We start from the raw sequence: 21,162 nt of genomic DNA, 5'->3' as shown, positions 1-21,162 counted from the left end.
GAGCGTCAAGAAGCGAAGAGGAGATCGCAGGCATGAAGGTTGCGGTTCTCGGCGGTGGACCAGCCGGCCTCTACTTTGCCATCTCGATGAAGCTAAGGGACGCCGCGCACGACGTGACGGTGTTCGAACGCAACCGCGCCGACGACACATTCGGCTGGGGCGTCGTGCTGTCGGCCGAGACGCTCGAGAACCTCACCAAGAACGATCCGGTGAGCGCGGTCTGGATCAAGAAGCATTTTGCCTACTGGGACGACATCGCCGTCATCCATGACGGCGTGCGCACGGTTTCGACCGGCCATGGCTTTTGCGGCATCGGCCGCAGGCGGCTGCTCATCCTGCTGCAAAGGCGGGCGCGCGAGCTCGGCATCAAGCTGGAGTTCGAGACCGATGTCGCCGATCCGCGCCCGTACATGGAGAGCCACGATCTGGTGGTCGCCGCCGACGGTCTGAACTCGAGAGCGCGCGGCACCTTCGTCGAAATCTTCAAGCCCGACATCGATACCCGCAAATGCAAGTTCGTCTGGCTTGGCACCAACCAGAAATTCGACGACGCCTTCACCTTCATCTTCGAGAAGACCGAGCATGGCTGGGTGTGGGCGCATGCCTACCAGTTTGACAGCGAGACCGCGACCTTCATCGTCGAATGCAGCGAGCAGACCTGGGAGCGCTTCGGCTTCGGCTCGATGACGCAGCAGGAATCGATCGCCGTCTGCGAGCGCGTCTTCGAAAAACATCTCGGCGGTCATGCGCTGATGACCAACGCCAACCACATCAGGGGTTCGGCCTGGATCAATTTCCCGCGCGTGCTGTGCGAGCGCTGGTCATACAAGAATCTCGCGCTGATGGGCGACGCCGCGGCATCGGCGCATTTCTCGATCGGCTCCGGCACCAAACTCGCGTTGGAAAGCGCTGTCGCGCTCGCGGACTATGTCGAATCCGAGCCGGACCTCGAGGCGGCGTTCCGCAAATATGAGGATGCGCGTCGCACCGAAGTGCTGAAGCTGCAGTCGGCGGCGCGCAATTCGCTGGAATGGTTCGAGGAGGTCGAGCGCTATCTCGGTCTCGATCCGGTGCAGTTCAACTATTCGCTGCTGACCCGCTCGCAGCGCATCAGCCACGAGAATCTCAGGCTGCGCGATGCCGAATGGCTGGCCGGCGCCGAGGAATGGTTCCAGCGCCAGGCCGGGGCCGGCGGCAACAGCCTGCGCCGTGCGCCAATGTTCGCGCCGTTTCGGCTGCGCGACATGATGCTCGCCAACCGCATCGTCGTCTCGCCGATGGCGCAGTACAAGGCGGTCGACGGCTGTCCGACCGACTGGCATTTCGCCCACTATGCCGAACGGGCCAAGGGCGGTGCCGGCCTGCTCTACATCGAGATGACCTGCGTCAGCCCTGAAGGCCGCATCACGCCGGGCTGCCCCGGCTTCTATGCGCCCGAGCACGAGGTGGCGTGGAGGCGGCTGGTCGATTTCGTCCATGCCGAAACCGAGGCGAAGATCTGCGCCCAGATCGGCCATTCCGGTGCCAAGGGTTCGACCCGGCTCGGCTGGCAAGGAACCGACGTGCCGCTGCCATCCGGCAACTGGCCGGTGATGGCGCCATCGGCGGTGCCATGGTCGCCGCAGAACCAGGTGCCGAAGGCGATGGACCGTGCCGACATGGACATGGTGCGCGGCCAGTTCGTCGCTTCGGCCGAGATGGCCGAACGCTGCGGCTTCGACATGCTGGAGATCCATGCCGCGCATGGCTATCTGCTCTCCTCCTTCATCACGCCGATCACCAACCGGCGGACGGATGCCTACGGCGGCTCGCTCGAAAACCGCATGCGCTATCCGCTGGAGATCTTCCGTTCGGTGCGCACTGTCTGGCCGGCCGAAAAGCCGATCTCGATGCGCATCTCGGCCAATGACTGGGTCGGCATCGAAGGCGTCACACCTGCCGATGCGGTCGAGATCGCGCGCATGCTGCATGAGGCCGGTGTCGACATCTGCGATGTCTCGGCAGGCCAGACTTCGGCGTTGGCGAAGCCAGTCTATGGCCGCATGTTCCAGACGCCGTTTTCCGACCGCATCCGCAACGAGGTCGGGATGGCGACCCTGGCGGTCGGCAACATCTACGAGCCTGACCATGTGAATTCGATCCTGATGGCCGGCCGCGCCGATCTTGTGGCGCTGGCAAGGCCGCATCTCACCGATCCCTACTGGACGCTGCATGCGGCCGTCACGCTTGGCGACCGCGGCGTCAAATGGCCGGATCCCTATCTGCCGGGCCGTGACCAGATCTATCGGCTGGCCGAGCGCGATGCGGCAGCGGGGCTGAAAGTATGAGCGCCGTGCCCTCAATCGCGGCCAGGCATGCGCTGGTCTCAGGCGGCGGCTCCGGTGTCGGCCGCGCCATCGCGCTGGCGTTGGCCGGTGCCGGCATCAAGGTCACCATCTGCGGCCGGCGCGAGGCGACGCTTGCCGAAGTCGCCGGAGAGGGCGACCGCATCTTCGGCATTGCCGCCGACGTTACCGATGAGGCGTCGATGACATCCCTCTTCAGCCAAGCGGAAGCGGCGCGCGGACCATTCGACATCGTCGTCGCCAATGCCGGCATGTCCGGCAGCGCGCCGGCGCAGCGGACTTCACTCACCGACTGGCAGCGCACCCTCGACGTCAACCTGACCGGCGCCTTCCTGACGGTGAAGCCGGCGCTGGCCGGCATGGCGGCGCGCAAGGCCGGCCGGATCGTCTTCATCGCTTCGACCGCCGGCCTGAAAGGCTATGCTTACGTATCGGCTTATGTCGCCGCCAAGCATGGCGTGGTCGGGCTGATGCGGGCGCTGGCCGCGGAGACCGCCAAATCCGGCATCACCGTCAATGCCGTGTGCCCGGGCTTCGTCGAAACCGAGATGCTGGAAACCTCCATCCAGCGCATTGTCGAAAAGACCGGTCGCTCGGCCGAGGACGCGCGCACAAGCCTGTCTTCGACAAATCCGCAGGGACGTTTCATCCAGCCGGAGGAAGTCGCCGCCGCGGTGCTGTGGCTGTGCGGCGATGCGGCGGCATCGATCACCGGACAAGCAATCTCAATTTCAGGAGGCGAGACATGGTAGCAGGCCCCCTGCCCACCCCTTCAGGACCCGGCAAGGACCGGCTGCGTCTATGGATACGCCTGCTGCGCGCCTCGCGCACGATCGAGGCGGAGCTGCGCGAGCGGCTGAAGAAGGAGTTCAACACGACGCTGCCGCGCTTCGACGTGATGGCGGCGCTGTACCGTGCGCCGGAAGGCATGCTGATGAGCGACCTGTCGCGCTTCCTGCTGGTGTCCAATGGCAATGTAACGGGCATCGTCGACCGGCTGGTGTCGGAAGGGCTTGTCGCCCGGGCCCGCCGCAACGGCGACCGCCGCACTTCGATGGTGCGGCTGACCGAGGAAGGTTCGAGGGCCTTCGCCGTGATCGCCGCCGCGCATGAAGGCTGGGTCGGCGAGTTGCTGGGCAATGTCAGCGAGGAGGAAGCGCGCCGGCTGACCGGCATGCTGACCTCGTTCCGCAGCAATTGGGAGGGACGCGAATGACAAAAATGGCCGGCCGCAAGCCGAAGCATTTCCTCTGGCAGGTCGAAGGCAAGGTCGCAAAGATCCGACTCGACCGGCCCGAGCGCAAGAACCCGCTGACCTTCGACAGCTATGCCGAGCTGCGTGATATTTTTCGCGACCTCGTCTATGCCGACGATGTCGACGCCGTCGTGTTCCTGCCCAATGGCGGCAATTTCTGCTCCGGCGGCGATGTCCACGACATCATCGGGCCGCTGGTCAAGATGGACATGAAGGAACTGCTCGCCTTCACCCGCATGACCGGCGATTTCGTCAAGGCGATGCTCAATTGCGGCAAGCCGATCATCGCAGCGGTCGATGGTGTGGCGGTGGGCGCCGGCGCCATCATCGCCATGGCCTCGGACATTCGCATCGCGACGCCAGAGGCGAAGACGGCGTTCCTGTTCACGCGCGTCGGGCTCGCCGGCTGCGATATGGGCGCCTGCGCGATCCTGCCGCGCATCATCGGCCAGGGCCGCGCCGCCGAACTGCTCTACACCGGCCGCACCATGACGGGGGCCGAAGGCGAGCGTTGGGGCTTCTACAACCGGCTGGTCGATGCCGCGGCACTCGAGGCGGATGCGCTGGAGATGGCGGCGCGCATCGTCTCCGGCCCGACCTTCGCGCATGGCATCACCAAGACGCAGTTGAACCAGGAATGGTCGATGGGCCTGGAACAGGCGATCGAGGCGGAAGCGCAGGCGCAGGCGATCTGCATGCAGACCGGCGATTTCGAGCGCGCTTACAAGGCGTTTGTGGCCAAGGAAAAGCCGGTGTTCGAGGGGAATTGAGGATGATTGGTTTTTGCCGAGGCACTGAACGGGGCATAGAAGGAGATATGCATGCCTGACCGTTCCTTCCTCAGCTGGCCCTTCTTCGAGGACCGCCATCGCGCGCTCGCCGAACAGCTCGACGCCTGGTGCGCGAAGAACCTGCCGGTCGATCATCACGATGTCGATGCCGCCTGCCGCGAGCTTGTAGCGAGACTGGGCAAAGACGGCTGGCTGAAGCCGACGGCGCTCGACACCGACAATCCCGCGCCACTCGACGTGCGCACACTCTGCCTGACACGCGAGACGCTGGCCCGTTATGATGGGCTGGCCGACTTCGCCTTCGCCATGCAGGGGCTCGGCACCGGCGCGCTCAGCCTCTTCGGCACGCCGGACCAGCAGCAATGGCTGGCGAAGACGCGCGCCGGCACGGCGATTTCCGCCTTCGCGCTGTCGGAGCCGCGCTCCGGGTCTGATGTCGCCAACATGGAGATGTCGGCCACGCGCAACGGCGACGACTATCTGCTGTCGGGCGAAAAGACCTGGATCTCCAATGGCGGCATCGCTGACCTCTACATCGTCTTTGCTCGAACCGGTGAGGCGCCGGGAGCCAAAGGGCTGTCCGCCTTCATCGTGCCGGCAGAAACGAAGGGCCTGAGCATCGCCGAGCGGCTGGAGGTGATCGCGCCGCATCCGCTGGCACGGCTCTCCTTCGAAAACGCCCGCGTTCCATCCGCCGCGCTGATCGGCAAGGCCGGCGACGGCTTCCGTATAGCCATGTCGGTGCTCGACGTCTTCCGCTCGACGGTGGGTGCGGCGGCACTCGGCTTTGCCCGGCGTGCGCTTGATGAAAGCATCAAACGGGTGGCCGAACGCAAACTGTTCGGCGCGCCGATGGCCGAGTTGCAGATGGTGCAGGGCCATATCGCCGACATGGCGCTCGATGTCGATGCCGCCGCGCTGCTCGTCTATCGCGCCGCCTGGACCAAGGACATGGGGGCCGCCCGCGTCACCCGCGAAGCGGCGATGGCAAAACTGTTCGCCACCGACAAGGCACAAAAGGTGATCGACAAGGCCGTGCAGTTGCATGGCGGCGAAGGCGTGCGCAAAGGCCATATCGTCGAAAGCCTCTATCGCGAGATCCGGGCGCTGCGCATCTACGAGGGTGCGTCAGACGTGCAGAAAGTGGTGATCGCCAGACAAGTGATGGGCGCGGCCTGAGGCGGGGAAATTATACGGCCAATTGTTTTCGAACCTGGACATTTTGCGAAGTATCGGGAGGCATGACATGCACACCATCCTGCAGCCGGAAGGCTGGGCGAAACCCGTCGGCTATGCCAATGGCGTCGCCGCGCGAGGGCAGCTCGTGTTTATCGGCGGCCAGGTTGGCTGGAACGAGCAATGCCGGTTCGAGACCGATGATTTCGTCGGCCAGGTGCGGCAGACGCTTGAGAACATCGTCGCGGTGCTGGCCGAGGCCGGCGGCAGGCCCGAGCATATCACCTCGATGACCTGGTACTTCACCGACAAGGCCGAGTATCTGGCCAACCTCAAGGGGATCGGCGAGGCCTATCGCGCGGTGATCGGCCGGCATTTTCCGGCCATGGCCGCGATGCAGGTGGTGGCGCTGGTCGAGGATCGCGCCAAGGTGGAAATTCAGGCCGCTGCCGTCATTCCTGAATGAATTATCCCCGATGGCCCGCCTGCCTCAACAGGGGCAGCACGCGGTCGCAGAAATAGGGCAGTTCCTGCGTGTAGTTGACGAAGGATAGCGCAATCCCCTGGTAGCCGTGCCCGGCGATGGCAATCATGTCGGCGGCGATGGTTTCCGGCGTCCCGATCAGCGGGTAGGTGCCGGCGCCGCCGGCGAAACGCTGCCGGTAGCGGTCATAGGCATGCGGGTCATGCGACTGCGAAAACTCCTTCTTGCCGGCCATGTGGGCGTCGACCGCGTCGTGGTCGGCCATATCAACGGCATAGCGCGCGTAATAGGCTTGCGCCTCCTCCATCGTCTCGCGGCAGACGACATGCGCTACCGTGTAGACGCCGACATCACGGCCCACCTTGTCGGCCCGTTCGCGGATGTCGGCGACGTGCTTGCCGGCATCGGCCATTTCGGAAAAGGTCGTGAACAGATAGTCGCATTTGGCGGCGGCGAAATCCCGGCCCGGTCCGCCGAAGGCGGCGTTCATGGTTACCGGCCGTGGCCGCTGCAGGCTGGCCGGCCGGCTCACTGCCTCCTTGAGATGATAATATGTGCCTTCGTAATCGAGAGGCTCATTCGAGGCGTAAAGTTTTTCCAGGATTTCGATCCATTCGGCCGCCTGGTCGTAGCCCCTCTCGACCAGAGGCGTGCCGAACATGCCGAATTCCTTCGGATTCCAGCCGCAGACGATGTTGAGCCCGGCACGGCCCTGGCTGATGTGGTCGACCGTCGCCAATGCCTTGGCGGCGTAAAGCGGATGCACCAGCGGCACATGCACGGTCATGAACAGGCCGATCTGTTCGGTGGCCATGCTGAGTGCCGCCGCCCAGGTGAACGTCTCGAACGACCACTCGCGCACCTTGTTGCGGCCGCCAAAACCGCGCCAGCGCGCGATCGGCAGCATGAATTCCAGCCCGGCGCGGTCGGCGATCCGAGCCGCCGTCAGATTGTCCTGCCAGCTTGCCGTCCAGCGTTCCGGAACGTCGGTGATGGCGAGTCCGCCATCGGCATTCGTCGAAAAGACTCCGAGCTTCAACCGGTTCGGGCCGTGCAGGGGATGGGCTTTGATCATGTCGCAAACTCTTGGGCAGAGACGGCACGCTACGGCTCCGGGAAAATATTTCAAGCCTGAAATAGCTTCGCCTGATCGCGGTTTGCGGATATGGATTTGGGCTGGATGAAAAAGGGGATCGGCATGAGCGAATTCCGCCAGAAATGCATCGGCAAGAAAAGCCTCGTCGGATCGTTCGCCGCCATACCGCATGCCGTCGCGGTGGAGGTGATGGCGCCGTCCGGCCTCGATTTCCTCTGTATCGACTGGGAACATGCCCAGATATCCAGGGACATGATCGAGAACATGGTCCGGGCCGCCGACGTGCATCGCGTTCCCGCCATGGTGCGCGTCCCCGGCCACCAGCCGGAAGCGATCGCGGCAGCGCTGGACAGCGGTGCGCAAGGTGTCCTCGTGCCGCGCATCTCGACTGCTGCCCAGGCCGAGGCCGCGGTGAAGGCTTCGCGCTATCCGCCGCAAGGTGAGCGCGGCGTCGGGCCGGGACGGGCCGCAGGCTATGGCTACCGCATCCCGGAGTATCTCGCTCAGGCCAACGCCAGGACGGTTGTCGCTGTGCAGGTGGAGACCGCCGAAGGGCTCGCCAACATCGAGGCGATCGCAGCAATGGACGGCGTCGACGTGATCTTCGTCGGCCCTGGAGACCTTTCGGTATCGATCGACGCGATTGGAGCGAAAGGCGCCGACAAGCTCAACGCGGCGATCCGGACGATCATCGGCGTGACGATCGCACACGACAAGGCCGCCGGCATATTCTGCGCCAAGCCTGAGGATATCGCCCAATGGGTGGCCATCGGCGTCAGCTTCTTCGTCCTGGCGAGCGACACGATGTTTCTCGGTGCCGGCGCTGCCGCCAACTATGCCGCGGCACGCGCTGAACTGGCACGAGACGATCGCCGGTAATTCGGCCTGAAGTGCATCGCCGGTGGTACAGCGGAAAACTTTTTAAGCTTAAAACTTTTGCCTTGAAAAGTCCGGCGCTTTGGATAAGCATTCAATATCGATCGTGGCTGCCGTGCCGGACGGGCTTGCCGGCAGTCCTGTCGAGGCGTTCAGGGTGCGAGGTTCAGTCCTTGTCGTTCATGCTGCCCCAGTCATCGTCTCTGGCCAGCGCGCGTTACGCTTTCGATGGCGTGCGCGCCCAAATCCGCGATCTGCACACCGAAAACATCGCCAACCTTGCCGTGCGCGCCCGCGAACTGGGCGACGTGATCGCGCTCTGGTACGGCGAAGGCGACATGGTGACGCCCGCCTTCATCCGCGACGCAGCCAAGGCAGCGTTCGATGACGGCCTGACGTTCTACGTGCCCAACATGCGCGGCCACGGCCCGTTGAATGAGGCGCTGTCGGAGTACCAGACGCGCATCCACGGCCGGCCGATCCCGATTGCGCGCACCACCGTCACGCCCGGCGGCATGCAAGCCCTGTTCCTGGCGCTGGATCTGCTGGTCGATACCGGCACCAATGTCGTCTACGTCGCGCCGCAATGGCCCAACATCCACAACGCCATCCATTTGATCGGTGGCGAGCCGCGCCCGTTTTCACTCGACTTCAAGGGCGACTGGCAGCTCGATCTCGACTGGCTGTTTGCCACCTGCGATGCGCGTACGCGCGCGATCTTCCTGTCGACGCCGTCCAACCCGACGGGCTGGACCGCGTCGCGCGAGGAGATGCAGGCCCTGCTCGATTTCAGCAGGCGCACCGGCATCTGGATCATCTCCGACGAGGTTTACGGCCGGCTCTATTTCGACGGCGACGTGGCGCCCTCGATCCTGCAGATTGCCGAAGATGGCGACAGGGTGCTGTCGGTCAACAGTTTCTCGAAAGCCTGGGCGATGACCGGCTGGCGCGTCGGCTGGCTGACTCATCCCTCTGATGTGGCCGACCAGCTCGGCGCCATGACCCAATATGTCAACAGCGGGACGGCAGCCCCGATCCAGGCTGGTGCCGTCGCTGCGATCCGCCAGGGCGAGCCGCTGGTCGAGGAGATCCGGCAGCGGATCAAGACCGGCCTCGACCTTGCCTATGGTAGGCTGGCTGATATCCCCGGCATCGTCCTGCCCAAAAAGCCGCGCGGCGGCATGTATGCGTTCTTCGCGATGGAAGGCGAAAGCGACGCCCGCCGCGTCTGTGCGAAAATCCTGGAGACGGCGCGTGTCGGGCTGGCGCCCGGCCATCTGTTCGGAAGCTCGGCAACGGCCTTCCTGCGCATGTGTGTCTGCCGTGACCGCGACCAGATAGCGACCGCGCTCGATCGCATGGTCGCTGCCATGAATTGACGCCCTGTCGAAAACGGGGCGGCAAAAAACCGTGCGGGACCAACCCGCCCGTTCAACAACAGAGGGAACTCCAATGAGCTTCACGCGTCGCAACCTGCTTCTTCTCGCTGCCGCCATCGGCATCGCCGCCGGCCCCGCCACCGCCCATGCCGCGGATGTGCTCAATGTCGGCGCCTATCCGACCAATCCGCCGTTCGAATACAAGAACGAGAGCGGCACGTTCGAGGGCTTTGAAGTCGACATCGTCAACGAAGCGGCAAAGCGCATCGGCATGACCACGGAAATCGCCGATCTCGGCTTCCAGGCACTGTTCGCCGCCACCACGTCAAAGCGCATCGACGTCGCCATCTCGTCGATCACCATCACGCCGGAGCGGCTGAAGTCGCAGTCCTTCACCCAGCCCTACTATGATTCCGACATGGGCATCGCCACCAAGACCGACAGCCCGATCAAGGCCGAGGCTGACCTCAAGGGCAAGATCATCGGCGTGCTGTCGGGCTCGACCGGCGAAACCTGGGTCAAGGAGCACCAGGAGGCCGACGGGTTCAGCGATGTGAAAGGCTATGACACGCAGCAGAACCTGCTGCTCGATCTCAGCGCGGGCCGCGTCGACGCCGCCGTCAGCGACATCCCCGGCATGGAATACTCCTTCACCAAGATGAAGGACCTCACCGTGAAAGAGCGCATCAAGACCGGCGAACAGTATGGCCTGATGATGACCAAGGATCACCCGCTGCTCGGCAAGCTGAACGACGCGCTGAGCGCAATGAAGAAGGACGGCACAATCGCCGCGATCCACAAGAAGTGGTTCGGCAGCGACGCGCCGGCCGATTCTTCGACCGTCAAGGAAATGCCGCTGCCGAAGGCCTGAGCGGCAGGTTTCGCTGCAATCGTGCCGGCTCGCCGGGCTGGCACGATTCATCGCGGCGCCGCGCATGCTGCCGATCCGCAAGAGCGTCGCGGCCCTCGATTTCACGCACCAGCGCCGGCTGCCGCGCAGTCTTGCCCTCAGCGGGACGGATTAGTTTCAACTTGAGCATCCTTTGCTCTAGCGTCGCGGGACGCCAACCGTTTCGGGAATGCTCCCATGTCGCTGCTGGACACCTTCTTCAACGCCGACGTCATGATGTCGAGCTTGCCGGCGCTGCTGCGCGGCTTCCTGAACACGCTGCTGCTCGGGATCCTCAGCATCGGCATCGGCATCCCGATCGGCCTGGCGATCAGCCTGGTGCGGCTCTACGCACCGAAGCCGCTGCGGCTGCTGGCTGTCGGCTACATCGATATCTTCCGCGCCATGCCGGTGCTGGTCGTGCTGATCCTGATCTACTACGCGCTGCCGTTCCTCGGCATACGCCTGTCCTCCTGGACGTCCGCCGTGACGGCGTTCGCCATCATCATGGCGGCCTATTCGGCCGAGGTGTTCCGCTCCGGCATAGAGAGCATTCCAAGCGGCCAGTTCGAGGCGGCGCAGGCGCTCGGCCTGCCGTTCCTGCTGACCTTGCGCAAGGTGGTGCTGCCGCAGGCGATCCGCGTGGTCATTCCGCCGATGACCAGCAATTGCGTTTCGATGTTCAAGGACACCTCGCTCGCTTCCACCGTGGCGCTGCCCGAACTGCTGAAGGAAGCGACCAACGCACAGTCGCTCTACGCCAATCCCTCGCCGCTGATCGGCGCAGCCCTGGTCTATCTCATCTTCCTCTGGCCGATGGTCCGCCTCGTCAGCCTGCTTGAAAGCCGCTTCAAGACCGAAAAGACGCGCTGACCGCCGCCAACAGTTTCCCATCTACCAAGCACTTCGCAGGAGACGACCGTGAACAAGCATCAAACCGCCAATGCGAACAGCGCCGCCGGCGCGTTTCCGGTGGAGGCCATCCGCGCGATGTTCCCCGCCCTGCAGCGGGCTGGCGACTTCATCTTCCTGGACAATGCCGCCGGCGCGCAAATCCCGCAGAGCGTGCTCGACGCGGTGACCAACCATCTGGTAGCGCACAATGTGCAGCGCGGCGGCCGTTATGGCCGCAGCGTCACTGTCGACCAGTCGGTCGCCGATGCCCGTGAAAGCGTGGCGCTGCTGATCAACGCCTTTAGTCCATCGGAAATCTGCTTCGGCATGAACGCCACCTCGTTCATCCGCCTGGTCAGCCTCGGCATCGGCCAGATGCTCGCCAAAGACACAGAACGCGACGAGATTGTCATCACCGACATGGACCACGACGCCAACATTGCCACATGGCTGGCGCTGGAATCGGCTGGGGCCAGGTTCAAATGGTGGCGCATGCGCGAGGACGGCAATCTGCATGTCGACGACCTGCGCCCATTGGTTTCCGAGCGCACAAGGCTCGTCGCCTGCACGGTGACGGCGCATTCGATCGGCTCGATCGTCGACGTTGCTTCCGTGGCGAAGATCGCCCACGCGGCGGGCGCCGAAGTCTTCCTCGACTGCGTGCATTACGGGCCACACGGACTGATCGACGTGCAGGCCTGGGATTGCGACTACCTCGTCTGCTCCGGCTACAAGAATTTCTCGCCGCATATGGGCTTCCTGTGGGGCCGCTTCGAAACGCTGAAGCGGCTGCCGACCTTCCGCGAGGATTTCATCCCCGACGAGCCGCCCTACAAGGTCGAGGCCGGCACCTTCATCTACGAGAACGTCTCCGGCATGGATGCCGCCGTGCGCTATCTGGAATCGATCGGCCGCAACCTGTTGCCCGAGAACAACCGGTCGCGGCGTGACAACATCGTCGCCGGCATGAACGCCATCCGCGATTACGAGTTGGTGCTGGCGCGCGAGATGTTCGCCGTGCTCAAGAGCTGCAATGCCACGATCTACGGCGTCGCCGACGAGGCCCGCATTCATGAGCGCGTGCCGACCTTCTGCTTCAACATCGGCACGCTGTCGCCGCAGCGGATCGTCGAGGAAATGGCCGAAATGCAGATCGGCATCCGCGATGGCCACATGTATGCGCCGCGGCTGATGAAGCGCCTGGGCCTCTCGATGGACAGCGGCGCCATCCGCGCCTCGCTGGTCCACTACAACACGGTGGATGAAGTGCGCCGCTTCGGCGAAGCGCTGCGCGCGATCATCGCCAAGTTGTCGTGAGCAGTTTTTTGCGACGACGATCGATTAGACCAGGTGTGTCGAGATTCAGGTCAGGCCGAGTCGAGAATGGTGGGTTCAGAGAACCGGAGCGCAGCGTACTTTAGGTACGTGAGCACCGGAAGCGGAGGAAGCCGCCATTCGCAGGCCGGCCTCATCTGAATATCGACACACCTGGGTCAGGCCGCCTTCTTCTTCGCCAGCCTTGCCTTGATGCTGGCCACGTCGGCACGAGGCGTCGCGGCGAACAGCGTCCTGGTGTAGCTGTGCTTGGGATCGGCAAAGACCTCGTCACGCGAGCCGTATTCGACCGCCTCGCCGAAATACATCACCATGACGTCGTCGGCGATGTAGCGCACCACCGAGAGATCATGGCTGATGAAGACATAGGTCAACTGGAACTCGTCCTGCAGGTCGGCGAGCAGGTTGAGCACCTGCGCCTGGACCGACAGGTCGAGCGCGGAGACCGGCTCATCCAGCACCAGCAGGCTCGGGTTCAGCATCAGCGCGCGGGCAATGGCGATGCGCTGGCGCTGGCCGCCCGAGAACATATGCGGGTAGCGATTGTAGTGCTCGGTGCCGAGGCCGACCTTCTTCAGCATCTTCATGGCGAGGTCGCGGCGTTCCTCGGCCGGCTTGTCGGTGTTGATCAGCAGCGGCTCGCCCAGCACGTCGCCGATCTTCTGGCGCGGATTGAGGGAGCCGTAGGGATTCTGGAAGACGATCTGCACCTTGCGGCGCATCTCCTTCGTCAGCCCGTCCCTGGCGATGTCGACCTTGTTGCCGTCGATGAACAGTTCGCCCGATGTCGCCGGATCGATCAGCGTGATGATGCGCGCCAGCGTGGACTTGCCGCAGCCGCTCTCGCCAACGATGGCCAGCGTCTTGCCCTTGTCGACGCTGAAGGAGACGCCCTTGACCGCATGCACGGTGCGTGCACCGCGGAACAGCCCACCGCCGACATGGTAGTCGCGCTTGATGTTCTTGCCTTCGAGGACCCTGACGCTCATGAGACAGCTCCCGAGGGCGCCGGTTCGAACAGCATGTCGGATACAGTCGGCAGCCGGTCGCCAACGGCATTTTCCGGCAGCGCCGACAGCAGCGCGCGGGTGTAGTTGCTCTTCGGGCTTTCGAACAGCGACAGCACGTCGGCCTCTTCCATCTTGCGGCCCTTGTACTGGACAATGACGCGGTCGGCGGTCTCGGCCACCACGCCCATATTGTGGGTGATCATGATCAGCCCCATGCCGTATTTGGCCTGCAGCGAGACCAGCAGGTCGAGGATCTGCTTCTGGATGGTGACATCGAGCGCAGTGGTCGGCTCGTCGGCGATCAGAAGCTTCGGATTGCAGGCAATGGCAATGGCGATCATGACGCGCTGGCACTGGCCGCCCGACATCTGGTGCGGGAAGGAGTCCAGCCGCTCCGCCGGTTCGGCAATGCCGACCTGCTTCAACAACTCGATGGCGCGGGCCCGACGCTGGGCTTTGTCCATGCCCATATGGAAGCGCAGCACCTCCTCGATCTGGAAACCGATGGTGAAGCAGGGGTTGAGGCTGGCCATCGGCTCCTGGAAGATCATCGACATGTCCTTGCCGACGATCTTGCGCCGCTCGGCAGCGCTTAATTTCAGCAGATCGCGGCCGGCAAAGCTCATCTTGTCGGCCGTGACCGTGGCCGTCCACGGCAAGAGGCCCATCACCGCCAGCATCGACACTGACTTGCCGGAGCCGGATTCGCCGACGATGGCCAGCACTTCGCGCTCCTCGACGTGAAGCGAGACGCCGTCGACCGCCCGGAACGGACCGGAAGCGGTCTGGAACTCGACGACGAGATTCTGGATGTCGAGCAACGCCATCACGACCTCCTGAGCTTCGGATCGAGCGCGTCGCGCAGGCCGTCACCGACCAGATTGATGGCGAGCACGGTGATGAGGATGGCGAGGCCGGGGAAGGTAACGACCCACCAGGCGCGCAGGATGAATTCACGCGCCGAGGCGAGCATGGTGCCCCATTCAGGCGTCGGCGGCTGGGCGCCGAGACCGAGGAAGCCGAGGGCCGCCGCCTCGAGAATGGCGTTCGAGAATGACAAGGTGCCCTGGACGATCAGCGGCGCCAGGCAATTCGGCAGGATGGTGCGAAGCATCAGCCTGAGATGTCCGGCACCCGCAACCTTCGCGGCCACGACATATTCGCGGCTTTTCTCCGCCATGACGGCGGCGCGCACCAGTCGGGCGAAATGCGGCTGCAGGACGAGCGAGATCGCCAGCATCGCATTGAACAGGCCAGGACCGAGGATGGTGACCAGCACCAGCGCGAGCAGCAGAGACGGAAAGGCGAGGATCAGGTCCATGACGCGCATGATCGCCACGTCGACCCAGCCGCGGAAGTAGCCGGCAAGCAGGCCGAGCGTGATGCCGCCGAAGAGCGATAGCGTGACCACGACCGCACCGATGAGCAGCGAGAAGCGGGCGCCGTAGAGCAGGCGCGAGAGCATGTCGCGGCCGACCGCGTCGGTGCCGAGCAGATATTGGGTGCTGCCGCCAGCCTGCCATGACGGAGGTCTCAAGAACGCGGTCTTGTCTTGGACATCCGGCGCATAGGGCGCCAGCACCGGTGCAAGCACTGCCGCCACAACCAAAAGGATGAAGACGAACAGGCCGATGACGGCGCCACGGTTCACCGAGAAATAGTGCCAGAAGGTCCTGAACCCCAACATGCGGTCTGGGCTGGCGGCAAGCGGCGTGATTTCAGTCGACTGGCTCATCATGCCGCCCGTATGCGCGGGTTGATGACGGCGTAGAGCACGTCGACGATCAGGTTCACGGCCATGACGATGAGCGCGATCAAAAGCAGGCCTGACTGCACGACGACATAGTCGCGCTTGAAGATGGAATCGACCATCCACTTGCCGATGCCCGGCCAGGCGAAGATGGTTTCGGTGAGGATGGCGCCGGCGAGCAGCGTGCCGACCTGCAGGCCGATGGTGGTGACGACGGGGATCAGCGCGTTGCGCAAGGCATGCACGCCGATGACACGGGCCGACGAAAGGCCCTTGGCGCGCGCGGTCCGCACATAGTCCTCACCCAGCACCTCGAGCATGGCCGAACGGGTCTGACGGGCGATCACCGCCAGCGGGATGGTGCCAAGCACGATCGCCGGCAGGACCAGATGGCTCAACGCCGAGCGGAAGGCGTCCCACTTGCCATAGATCAGGGTGTCGATGGTCATGAAGCCGGTGATCGGCTTCAGGAAGAATTGCAGGCCGATGCGGCCCGAAACCGGGGTCCAGCCGAGGTAGCCGGAGAAAAAGATGATCAGCAGCAGGCCCCACCAGAAGATCGGCATGGAATAGCCGACAAGCGCCGTGCCCATCAACGACTGGTCGAACCAGGAGCCGCGCTTGACCGCAGCGACGATGCCGGCCGGAATGCCGAGCACCATGGCGAAGATCATGGCGAAGAACGACAGTTCCATCGTCGCCGGAAAGAGGGTCTTGAACTCTTCCATGACCGGCCGCTTGGACGAGATCGAGACGCCGAAATCACCGGTCGCGACCGCGCCGACATAGCGCGCATATTGCTGCCAGATCGGCAGATTGTAGCCGAACTGTTCCTTGAGCTGTTCGTAGCGCGCCGGCGCCACGCCGTGCTCGCCGGCCATCGCAAGGATGGGATCGCCGGGCAGCAGCCTGACGAAAGCGAAGGCACAGATGGTGATGCCGATAAGTGTCGGGATCACCAATGCGATTTTGTTGAGGAGGTATCGGAGCATCTTGAAAAGGGGGCGGCGCTTGATTGCGCGCCGCCCGCCTAACCGTTCTATTCGGCCTTGTCGACGCCGTCGAAGCGATGAATGCCGAGCGGGTCCATCATGAAACCGCTGACATTCTTGCGCACGACTGCGTAGACTTGGCTGTGCGCCATAAGGAAGGCAGGAGCCTGCTTCTGGAAGACAACCTGCGCCTGCTCATAGAGCTTGGTGCGCTCGCCCTGGTCGCTGGTCTTCTTGGCCTTCTGGATCAGGTCCTCGAAGTCCTTGTCGCACCAGCTCGAATAATTCGACACGCCGATAGCGGAGCAAGCGAACAGCGTGGCGAAGAAGTTGTCCGGATCGCCATTGTCGCCGGTCCAGCCGATCTGGAAGGCGCCGGGACGGTCCTTCTTCTTGCCTTCCTCACGATACTTCGTCCACTCGTAGTTGACGATCTCCGCCTTGACGCCGACCTTGGCCCAGTCGGCCTGGATCAGTTCGGCGGCGCGCTGGAAGTTCGGGTTATAAGGACGGACGCGATCGGAAGCCCAGAGCTGGATTTCCTTGAGCCCGGCATCGGCCAGCACCTTCTTGGCCGCTTCCGGATCGTAGGAATCGAACTTCACGTTCTTGTCCCACGACCACATGGTCGGCGGAATCAGATTGTCGGCAGGCGTCGCGCCGGCGTCCTGGAACAGCGACTTGATCAGCGATTCCCGGTCGATCGCCTGGTTGAGCGCATGGCGCACCTCAGGCTTGTCGAGCGGCGGGATCGTCGTGTTGTAGCTCATATAGCCGATGTTCAGGCCGGCCTGATCCATCAGGGTCACGTCCTGGTTGGCCTTGATCGTGCCGATGTCGGCAGGATTCGGATAGGGAGCGATGTCGCACTCGCCGGCCATCACCTTCTGGATGCGGGCCGTCGCGTCGGGCGTGATGGCGAAGACAAGATCGTCGATCTTTTCCTTGCCCTTGAAGTAGTCCGGGTGGGCCGCATAGCGGATGACCGAATCCAGCTGGTAGTCGACGAACTGGAACGGACCGGTGCCGATCGGCTTGGTCGAGAAATCGGCCATCTTGCCGGACTTCTCCAACTGGTCGGCATATTCCTTCGACACGATCGAGGCGAAGTCCATGCCGAGATTGGCAAGCATCGGCGCGTTCGGCTCGGTCAGCGTCAGCTTGACGGTCAGGTCATCGACCTTTTCCCACTTGGCGACGTATTTCGGCATGTCCATGCCGGTGTAATAGTCCCAGGTCAGGTTCGGCAGATACTTCTCGCCGTTCCAGGGGTTTTCCTTGTTGAACTGGCGATCGAAGGAGAAGACGACGTCGTCGGCGTTGAGGTCACGGGTCGGCTTGAAATAGTCGGTGGTCTGGAACTTCACGCCCGGATGCAGGTGGAAGGTATAGACCAGGCCGTCGTCCGAGATTTCCCACTTGTCGGCGAGACCGGGCTCGATCTCGGTGCCGCCATGCTTGAACTCGACCAGGCGCGAATAGACCGTGCGCGACGAGGCGTCGAAATCGTTGCCACCCGTTGTGGTACCCGGGTCGAAGTTGGCCGGCGATGCCTCCGAGCAGTAGACCAGCGTCTTTGCGCTGGCCACGCCGCTGAGGACGCTTGCAGCCAGCAACGCGGCTGCAAAAGTCAGTTTCTTTTTCATTGAGCACTCCCTGATGTTCTGCCAAGCCCCTCTATCAGGCTCGCGAAGCGCGCATATAAGCACCGTTTTCCCGGCTTTGGAACTCCCTGTTTGCCTACCCCACCGTAAGCAGAAAATGTTTCTCGGTTTTTGCGCAATTTCAGAAAAAAATAGCAAAACCTACCAATCACAGTATTGTTAACGACTGCATTTTTTTATTGATTGCCGATGCCGCGAATACAATGAACCACAGGCATCGCTTCGCCGTCGTCACGGCAGGAGGCAGAGGCCAGAAGGGCTCGCCGCCGGGGGAATTTCGACGGCAAATCTTTCCCGCTCTGCCGCAAGGGCAAGACTTGCACGGCCGCCGCTAGTCGCAATACATAGGCGGCATGCTGGATTTCTTGGGGAATCCGTAACCGCTGCAGCGAAGGACGTTTCTGTCATTCAGAGGCGACGCGGCACGAACGAAAGATCGAGGGAGGGACAGGTGGCAAAAGCAGCAAAGACAACGGCCCCGGCGAAGGCAAAAGCCAAGGCCGCTTCAAAGCCGGCCGCCAGCACCGGCAAGGCGAAAGCGCCAGCCGCCAAGGCCGCCACGCCGACCAAGCCGAAGGCGGCAGTCGCACCGGCGAAGGCAGGCGCAAAGCCTGCGACCAGAACCGTGGCTGCAGAGACAGCCAAGCCGGACGCAAAGACAGCGGCGGCGGCCAAGCCCGTAACCAGCAAGCCCGCTGCTGCCAGGCCGGCAGCCAAGGCCGCGTCGGCAAAGCCCGCGTCGAAGCCGGCATCGAGCCCGGCCAAGCGATTGCCGAAGGCGCTGACCGCGCTGGCCGCCGGCCTGCCACAAAAGCCATGGCTCGCCAGCTATCCGAAAGGCGTCCCGGCCGAGATCGGACCCCTGCCCTACAGTTGCATCGGCGACTTTCTGGTGGGCGCCTGCAAGCAGTTTGCCGGCCAGCCGGCATTCGTGTGCATGGGCAAGTCGATCACCTATGCCGAACTCGAACGGCAGTCGGCCGCCTTCGGCGCCTATCTGCAATCGACAGGACTGCAGAAGGGCGCGCGCGTGGCGCTGATGATGCCGAACGTGCTGCAATATCCGGTCGCGATGATGGCCATCTTACGCGCCGGCTATACGGTGGTGAACATCAATCCACTCTACACGCCGCGCGAACTGGAGCATCAGCTCAAGGACTCAGGCGCGCAGGCCATCGTCATACTCGAGAATTTCGCCAATACGCTGCAGGCGGTGATCGCCAGGACGGCGGTCAAGCATGTCGTGGTCGCCGCGATGGGCGACATGCTTGGCGCGCTCAAGGGGACGATCGTCAACCTCGTCGTGCGCCGGGTGAAGAAAATGGTGCCGACATGGTCGCTGCCCGGCCATGTCAAATTCAACGCGGCCCTGAAGGACGGCGCCGGCATCGCCTTCAAGCCGGCCAAGGTCGCGGCAGACGACATCGCCTTCCTACAATATACGGGCGGCACCACCGGCGTCTCGAAGGGCGCGACGCTGCTGCACTCCAACGTGCTCGCCAATGTCGCGCAGAACGCGCTCTGGCTCGAGGATGCGTATACGGTCAGGCCGCGACCGGCGCATGCCAACTTCGTCTGCGCGCTGCCGCTCTACCATATCTTCGCGCTGACCGTTAACGCGCTGATGGGCATGCAGCAAGGCGCCCAGAACGTGCTCATTCCCAACCCGCGCGACATCCCCGGCTTCGTCAAGGAGCTGCAGAAATACCCGATCCACATTTTCCCGGGCCTCAATACGCTGTTCAACGCGCTGCTCAACAATGAGGATTTCCGCAAGCTCGACTTCAAGCCGCTGGTGCTGACGCTGGGCGGCGGCATGGCGGTGCAGAAGGGCGTTGCCGAGCGCTGGAAGGCGCTGACCGGCTGCCCGGTCAGCGAGGGCTACGGACTGTCGGAAACCTCGCCGGTGGCGACCGCCAACAAGTTCAGCGCCGGCGACTTCACCGGCACGATCGGCCTGCCGCTGCCCTCGACCGAGATCGCCATCCGAGACGACGACGACAACAATGTGCCGCTCGGCGAAGTCGGCGAGATCTGCATCAAGGGTCCCCAGGTGATGGCCGGCTACTGGAACCGGCCGGACGAGACCGCCAAGGTGATGACCAAGGACGGTTTCTTCAAGTCGGGCGACATGGGCTTCATGGACGAGCGCGGCTACACCAAGATCGTCGACCGCAAGAAGGACATGATCCTGGTCTCCGGCTTCAACGTTTATCCGAACGAGCTGGAAGAGGTCGTGGCCCAGCATCCGGGTGTGCTCGAAGTGGCGGCGATCGGCGTACCGGACGAGCATTCCGGCGAAGTGCCGAAGCTGTTCGTGGTCAAGAAGGATCCGGCACTGACCGCCGAAACCTTGACCGCCTATTGCCGCGAGAACCTGACCGGCTACAAGCGGCCGAGATACATCGAGTTCAGGACCGAACTGCCGAAGACGCCGGTGGGCAAGATCCTGCGCCGGGCATTGCGGGACTAGGCGCGATTTTGAACGGCGGCCCCGGCAACGGTGGGATAGCGGATAGTCGACGTCCCGATCCGGCGGCGTTTATCAAGGCGAACATGCGCCTAATGCCTGTTCCTGCACTTCCTGAAATCCGGCTCTACACGGCCCATCCGGCAAGCGGCCTCCGGCGGCTTACCGAGTGGCGAGACAATGGGGCCGAGTCGCAAGACGAGACCGAGGCCGACGAGCCTGAACCGCAGCCGCCCTACTGGGCCTTTGCCTGGGCCGGCGGCGCGGTGCTTGCCCGCTACATACTCGACCGGCCGCAGACGGTGGCGGGCCGGCGCGTGCTCGACCTCGGCGCCGGCTCGGGCCTCGTCGGCATCGCCGCCGCCACGGCCGGAGCCAGCACGGTGATCGCGGCTGAGATCGATTGCAACGGCGTTGCGGCGCTCGGCCTCAACGCGGCGGCGAACGGTGTGACGATCACGGTGATCGGCGAAGACATCACCACGGGTCCGCCACCGGCCGTCGACCTCGTGCTCGCAGGCGACGTGTTTTACGGCCGTGAGGTTGCCCTACGGGTTACCCCATTTCTCGACCGCTGCCTGGCAGCCGGCATCGATGTGCTGGTCGGCGATCCCCGTCGCGCCGATCTGCCGCTGTCGCGGCTGCGGTTGCTCGCCGAATATCAGGTGCCGGATTTCGGCGACGCGAGGGGTGCCGCGAGCAAGCCGAGCGGCGTCTTTGCTTTCGAGGTGGAAGATCGTTAGCGCTGAGATCAAA

General features: G+C 63.6%; 19 protein-coding genes. 13 read left to right on the top strand and 6 right to left on the bottom strand.

Features of this window, described 5'->3' with window-relative positions:
- Positions 1 to 32: 32 nt before the first annotated feature.
- The 6 genes from ACSQ3Z_RS07090 to ACSQ3Z_RS07065 all read left to right on the top strand — a co-directional run bounded on the left by ACSQ3Z_RS07090 (position 33) and on the right by ACSQ3Z_RS07065 (position 6,033).
- The gene (locus ACSQ3Z_RS07090) at positions 33 to 2,327 is read left to right on the top strand and encodes a bifunctional salicylyl-CoA 5-hydroxylase/oxidoreductase (protein ID WP_436170616.1); all 2,295 of its coding nucleotides are present in this window, start codon (positions 33 to 35) and stop codon (positions 2,325 to 2,327) included.
- The gene (locus ACSQ3Z_RS07085; RefSeq protein ID WP_436170615.1) at positions 2,324 to 3,097 is read left to right on the top strand and encodes an SDR family NAD(P)-dependent oxidoreductase; all 774 of its coding nucleotides are present in this window, start codon (positions 2,324 to 2,326) and stop codon (positions 3,095 to 3,097) included. The genes ACSQ3Z_RS07090 and ACSQ3Z_RS07085 overlap by 4 nt, the downstream gene beginning before the upstream one ends.
- Positions 3,091 to 3,561 carry a MarR family winged helix-turn-helix transcriptional regulator gene (locus tag ACSQ3Z_RS07080; protein WP_436170614.1) on the top strand — a complete coding sequence of 157 codons (471 nt, stop codon included), beginning with the start codon at positions 3,091 to 3,093 and terminating at the stop codon, positions 3,559 to 3,561. Before ACSQ3Z_RS07085 ends, ACSQ3Z_RS07080 begins: the two co-directional genes overlap by 7 nt.
- On the top strand, positions 3,558 to 4,370 hold the full coding sequence (locus tag ACSQ3Z_RS07075; protein ID WP_436170613.1) for an enoyl-CoA hydratase family protein: 813 nt from the start codon (positions 3,558 to 3,560) through the stop codon (positions 4,368 to 4,370). Before ACSQ3Z_RS07080 ends, ACSQ3Z_RS07075 begins: the two co-directional genes overlap by 4 nt.
- Before the next feature lie 51 nt (positions 4,371 to 4,421).
- Positions 4,422 to 5,570: an acyl-CoA dehydrogenase family protein gene (locus ACSQ3Z_RS07070; RefSeq protein ID WP_436170612.1), complete on the top strand. Its 1,149-nt coding sequence runs from the start codon at positions 4,422 to 4,424 to the stop codon at positions 5,568 to 5,570.
- A 67-nt stretch (positions 5,571 to 5,637) separates the two neighbouring features.
- On the top strand, positions 5,638 to 6,033 hold the full coding sequence (locus ACSQ3Z_RS07065) for a RidA family protein (RefSeq protein WP_436170611.1): 396 nt from the start codon (positions 5,638 to 5,640) through the stop codon (positions 6,031 to 6,033).
- A 1-nt stretch (position 6,034) separates the two neighbouring features.
- Here ACSQ3Z_RS07065 and ACSQ3Z_RS07060 read toward each other — a convergent pair whose 3' ends face one another.
- Positions 6,035 to 7,126, bottom strand: coding sequence for an LLM class flavin-dependent oxidoreductase (locus ACSQ3Z_RS07060; protein WP_436170610.1), 1,092 nt, complete (start codon positions 7,124 to 7,126; stop codon positions 6,035 to 6,037).
- Positions 7,127 to 7,249: 123 nt separating this feature from the next.
- Here ACSQ3Z_RS07060 and ACSQ3Z_RS07055 point away from each other — a divergent pair, with 123 nt between their 5' ends.
- The 5 genes from ACSQ3Z_RS07055 (at position 7,250) to ACSQ3Z_RS07035 (ending at position 12,502) form a co-directional block, all read left to right on the top strand.
- Complete coding sequence (locus tag ACSQ3Z_RS07055; protein WP_436171856.1) at positions 7,250 to 8,026, top strand: HpcH/HpaI aldolase family protein; 777 nt, start codon at positions 7,250 to 7,252, stop codon at positions 8,024 to 8,026.
- A 179-nt stretch (positions 8,027 to 8,205) separates the two neighbouring features.
- On the top strand, positions 8,206 to 9,402 hold the full coding sequence (locus tag ACSQ3Z_RS07050; protein ID WP_436170609.1) for a pyridoxal phosphate-dependent aminotransferase: 1,197 nt from the start codon (positions 8,206 to 8,208) through the stop codon (positions 9,400 to 9,402).
- A 73-nt stretch (positions 9,403 to 9,475) separates the two neighbouring features.
- A complete protein-coding gene (locus tag ACSQ3Z_RS07045) occupies positions 9,476 to 10,273 on the top strand; it encodes an ABC transporter substrate-binding protein (protein ID WP_436170608.1) in 798 nt (265 codons plus the stop codon).
- A gap of 216 nt (positions 10,274 to 10,489) precedes the next feature.
- Positions 10,490 to 11,164: an amino acid ABC transporter permease gene (locus tag ACSQ3Z_RS07040; RefSeq protein ID WP_436170607.1), complete on the top strand. Its 675-nt coding sequence runs from the start codon at positions 10,490 to 10,492 to the stop codon at positions 11,162 to 11,164.
- A 48-nt stretch (positions 11,165 to 11,212) separates the two neighbouring features.
- Positions 11,213 to 12,502 carry a cysteine desulfurase-like protein gene (locus ACSQ3Z_RS07035; RefSeq protein ID WP_436170606.1) on the top strand — a complete coding sequence of 430 codons (1,290 nt, stop codon included), beginning with the start codon at positions 11,213 to 11,215 and terminating at the stop codon, positions 12,500 to 12,502.
- Positions 12,503 to 12,678: 176 nt separating this feature from the next.
- Here the strand turns inward: ACSQ3Z_RS07035 and ACSQ3Z_RS07030 are convergent, their stop codons facing one another.
- The 5 genes from ACSQ3Z_RS07030 to ACSQ3Z_RS07010 are packed head-to-tail and all read right to left on the bottom strand — an operon-like array spanning position 12,679 to position 17,918.
- On the bottom strand, positions 12,679 to 13,509 hold the full coding sequence (locus ACSQ3Z_RS07030) for a dipeptide ABC transporter ATP-binding protein (RefSeq protein WP_436170605.1): 831 nt from the start codon (positions 13,507 to 13,509) through the stop codon (positions 12,679 to 12,681).
- Entirely contained in the window at positions 13,506 to 14,357 is an 852-nt protein-coding gene (locus tag ACSQ3Z_RS07025) for an ABC transporter ATP-binding protein (RefSeq protein ID WP_436170604.1), read from the bottom strand. The genes ACSQ3Z_RS07030 and ACSQ3Z_RS07025 overlap by 4 nt, the downstream gene beginning before the upstream one ends.
- A complete protein-coding gene (locus ACSQ3Z_RS07020) occupies positions 14,357 to 15,217 on the bottom strand; it encodes an ABC transporter permease subunit (protein ID WP_436171855.1) in 861 nt (286 codons plus the stop codon). The genes ACSQ3Z_RS07025 and ACSQ3Z_RS07020 overlap by 1 nt, the downstream gene beginning before the upstream one ends.
- 47 nt (positions 15,218 to 15,264) lie before the next feature.
- Positions 15,265 to 16,272: an ABC transporter permease subunit gene (locus ACSQ3Z_RS07015; RefSeq protein WP_436170603.1), complete on the bottom strand. Its 1,008-nt coding sequence runs from the start codon at positions 16,270 to 16,272 to the stop codon at positions 15,265 to 15,267.
- Between the two features lie 47 nt (positions 16,273 to 16,319).
- The gene (locus ACSQ3Z_RS07010; protein ID WP_436170602.1) at positions 16,320 to 17,918 is read right to left on the bottom strand and encodes an ABC transporter substrate-binding protein; all 1,599 of its coding nucleotides are present in this window, start codon (positions 17,916 to 17,918) and stop codon (positions 16,320 to 16,322) included.
- A gap of 469 nt (positions 17,919 to 18,387) precedes the next feature.
- Here ACSQ3Z_RS07010 and ACSQ3Z_RS07005 point away from each other — a divergent pair, with 469 nt between their 5' ends.
- Together ACSQ3Z_RS07005 and ACSQ3Z_RS07000 are read left to right on the top strand one after the other, a co-directional pair.
- Entirely contained in the window at positions 18,388 to 20,409 is a 2,022-nt protein-coding gene (locus ACSQ3Z_RS07005) for a long-chain fatty acid--CoA ligase (RefSeq protein ID WP_436170601.1), read from the top strand.
- A gap of 83 nt (positions 20,410 to 20,492) precedes the next feature.
- On the top strand, positions 20,493 to 21,149 hold the full coding sequence (locus ACSQ3Z_RS07000) for a class I SAM-dependent methyltransferase (RefSeq protein ID WP_436170600.1): 657 nt from the start codon (positions 20,493 to 20,495) through the stop codon (positions 21,147 to 21,149).
- Positions 21,150 to 21,162: the final 13 nt, after the last annotated feature.

Origin of the sequence: Mesorhizobium sp. LjNodule214, from assembly GCF_964252735.1 — a bacterium.
Classification (GTDB): domain Bacteria; phylum Pseudomonadota; class Alphaproteobacteria; order Rhizobiales; family Rhizobiaceae; genus Mesorhizobium.
Note: the sequence above shows the minus strand (reverse complement) of the source record. Positions and strands in the feature narration are given on the sequence as shown.

What these genes read in the sequence shown, in the direction of transcription:
- ACSQ3Z_RS07090 (WP_436170616.1), top strand. Translation starts at nt 33, where the DNA reads ATGAAGGTTGCGGTTCTCGGCGGTGGACCAGCCGGCCTCTACTTTGCC.
- ACSQ3Z_RS07040 (WP_436170607.1), top strand. Translation starts at nt 10,490, where the DNA reads ATGTCGCTGCTGGACACCTTCTTCAACGCCGACGTCATGATGTCGAGC.
- ACSQ3Z_RS07050 (WP_436170609.1), top strand. Translation starts at nt 8,206, where the DNA reads ATGCTGCCCCAGTCATCGTCTCTGGCCAGCGCGCGTTACGCTTTCGAT.
- ACSQ3Z_RS07080 (WP_436170614.1), top strand. Translation starts at nt 3,091, where the DNA reads ATGGTAGCAGGCCCCCTGCCCACCCCTTCAGGACCCGGCAAGGACCGG.
- ACSQ3Z_RS07025 (WP_436170604.1), bottom strand. Translation starts at nt 14,357, where the DNA reads ATGGCGTTGCTCGACATCCAGAATCTCGTCGTCGAGTTCCAGACCGCT.
- ACSQ3Z_RS07055 (WP_436171856.1), top strand. Translation starts at nt 7,250, where the DNA reads ATGAGCGAATTCCGCCAGAAATGCATCGGCAAGAAAAGCCTCGTCGGA.
- ACSQ3Z_RS07060 (WP_436170610.1), bottom strand. Translation starts at nt 7,126, where the DNA reads ATGATCAAAGCCCATCCCCTGCACGGCCCGAACCGGTTGAAGCTCGGA.
- ACSQ3Z_RS07070 (WP_436170612.1), top strand. Translation starts at nt 4,422, where the DNA reads ATGCCTGACCGTTCCTTCCTCAGCTGGCCCTTCTTCGAGGACCGCCAT.
- ACSQ3Z_RS07065 (WP_436170611.1), top strand. Translation starts at nt 5,638, where the DNA reads ATGCACACCATCCTGCAGCCGGAAGGCTGGGCGAAACCCGTCGGCTAT.
- ACSQ3Z_RS07085 (WP_436170615.1), top strand. Translation starts at nt 2,324, where the DNA reads ATGAGCGCCGTGCCCTCAATCGCGGCCAGGCATGCGCTGGTCTCAGGC.
- ACSQ3Z_RS07075 (WP_436170613.1), top strand. Translation starts at nt 3,558, where the DNA reads ATGACAAAAATGGCCGGCCGCAAGCCGAAGCATTTCCTCTGGCAGGTC.
- ACSQ3Z_RS07000 (WP_436170600.1), top strand. Translation starts at nt 20,493, where the DNA reads ATGCGCCTAATGCCTGTTCCTGCACTTCCTGAAATCCGGCTCTACACG.
- ACSQ3Z_RS07020 (WP_436171855.1), bottom strand. Translation starts at nt 15,217, where the DNA reads ATGTTGGGGTTCAGGACCTTCTGGCACTATTTCTCGGTGAACCGTGGC.
- ACSQ3Z_RS07030 (WP_436170605.1), bottom strand. Translation starts at nt 13,509, where the DNA reads ATGAGCGTCAGGGTCCTCGAAGGCAAGAACATCAAGCGCGACTACCAT.
- ACSQ3Z_RS07010 (WP_436170602.1), bottom strand. Translation starts at nt 17,918, where the DNA reads ATGAAAAAGAAACTGACTTTTGCAGCCGCGTTGCTGGCTGCAAGCGTC.
- ACSQ3Z_RS07015 (WP_436170603.1), bottom strand. Translation starts at nt 16,272, where the DNA reads ATGCTCCGATACCTCCTCAACAAAATCGCATTGGTGATCCCGACACTT.
- ACSQ3Z_RS07045 (WP_436170608.1), top strand. Translation starts at nt 9,476, where the DNA reads ATGAGCTTCACGCGTCGCAACCTGCTTCTTCTCGCTGCCGCCATCGGC.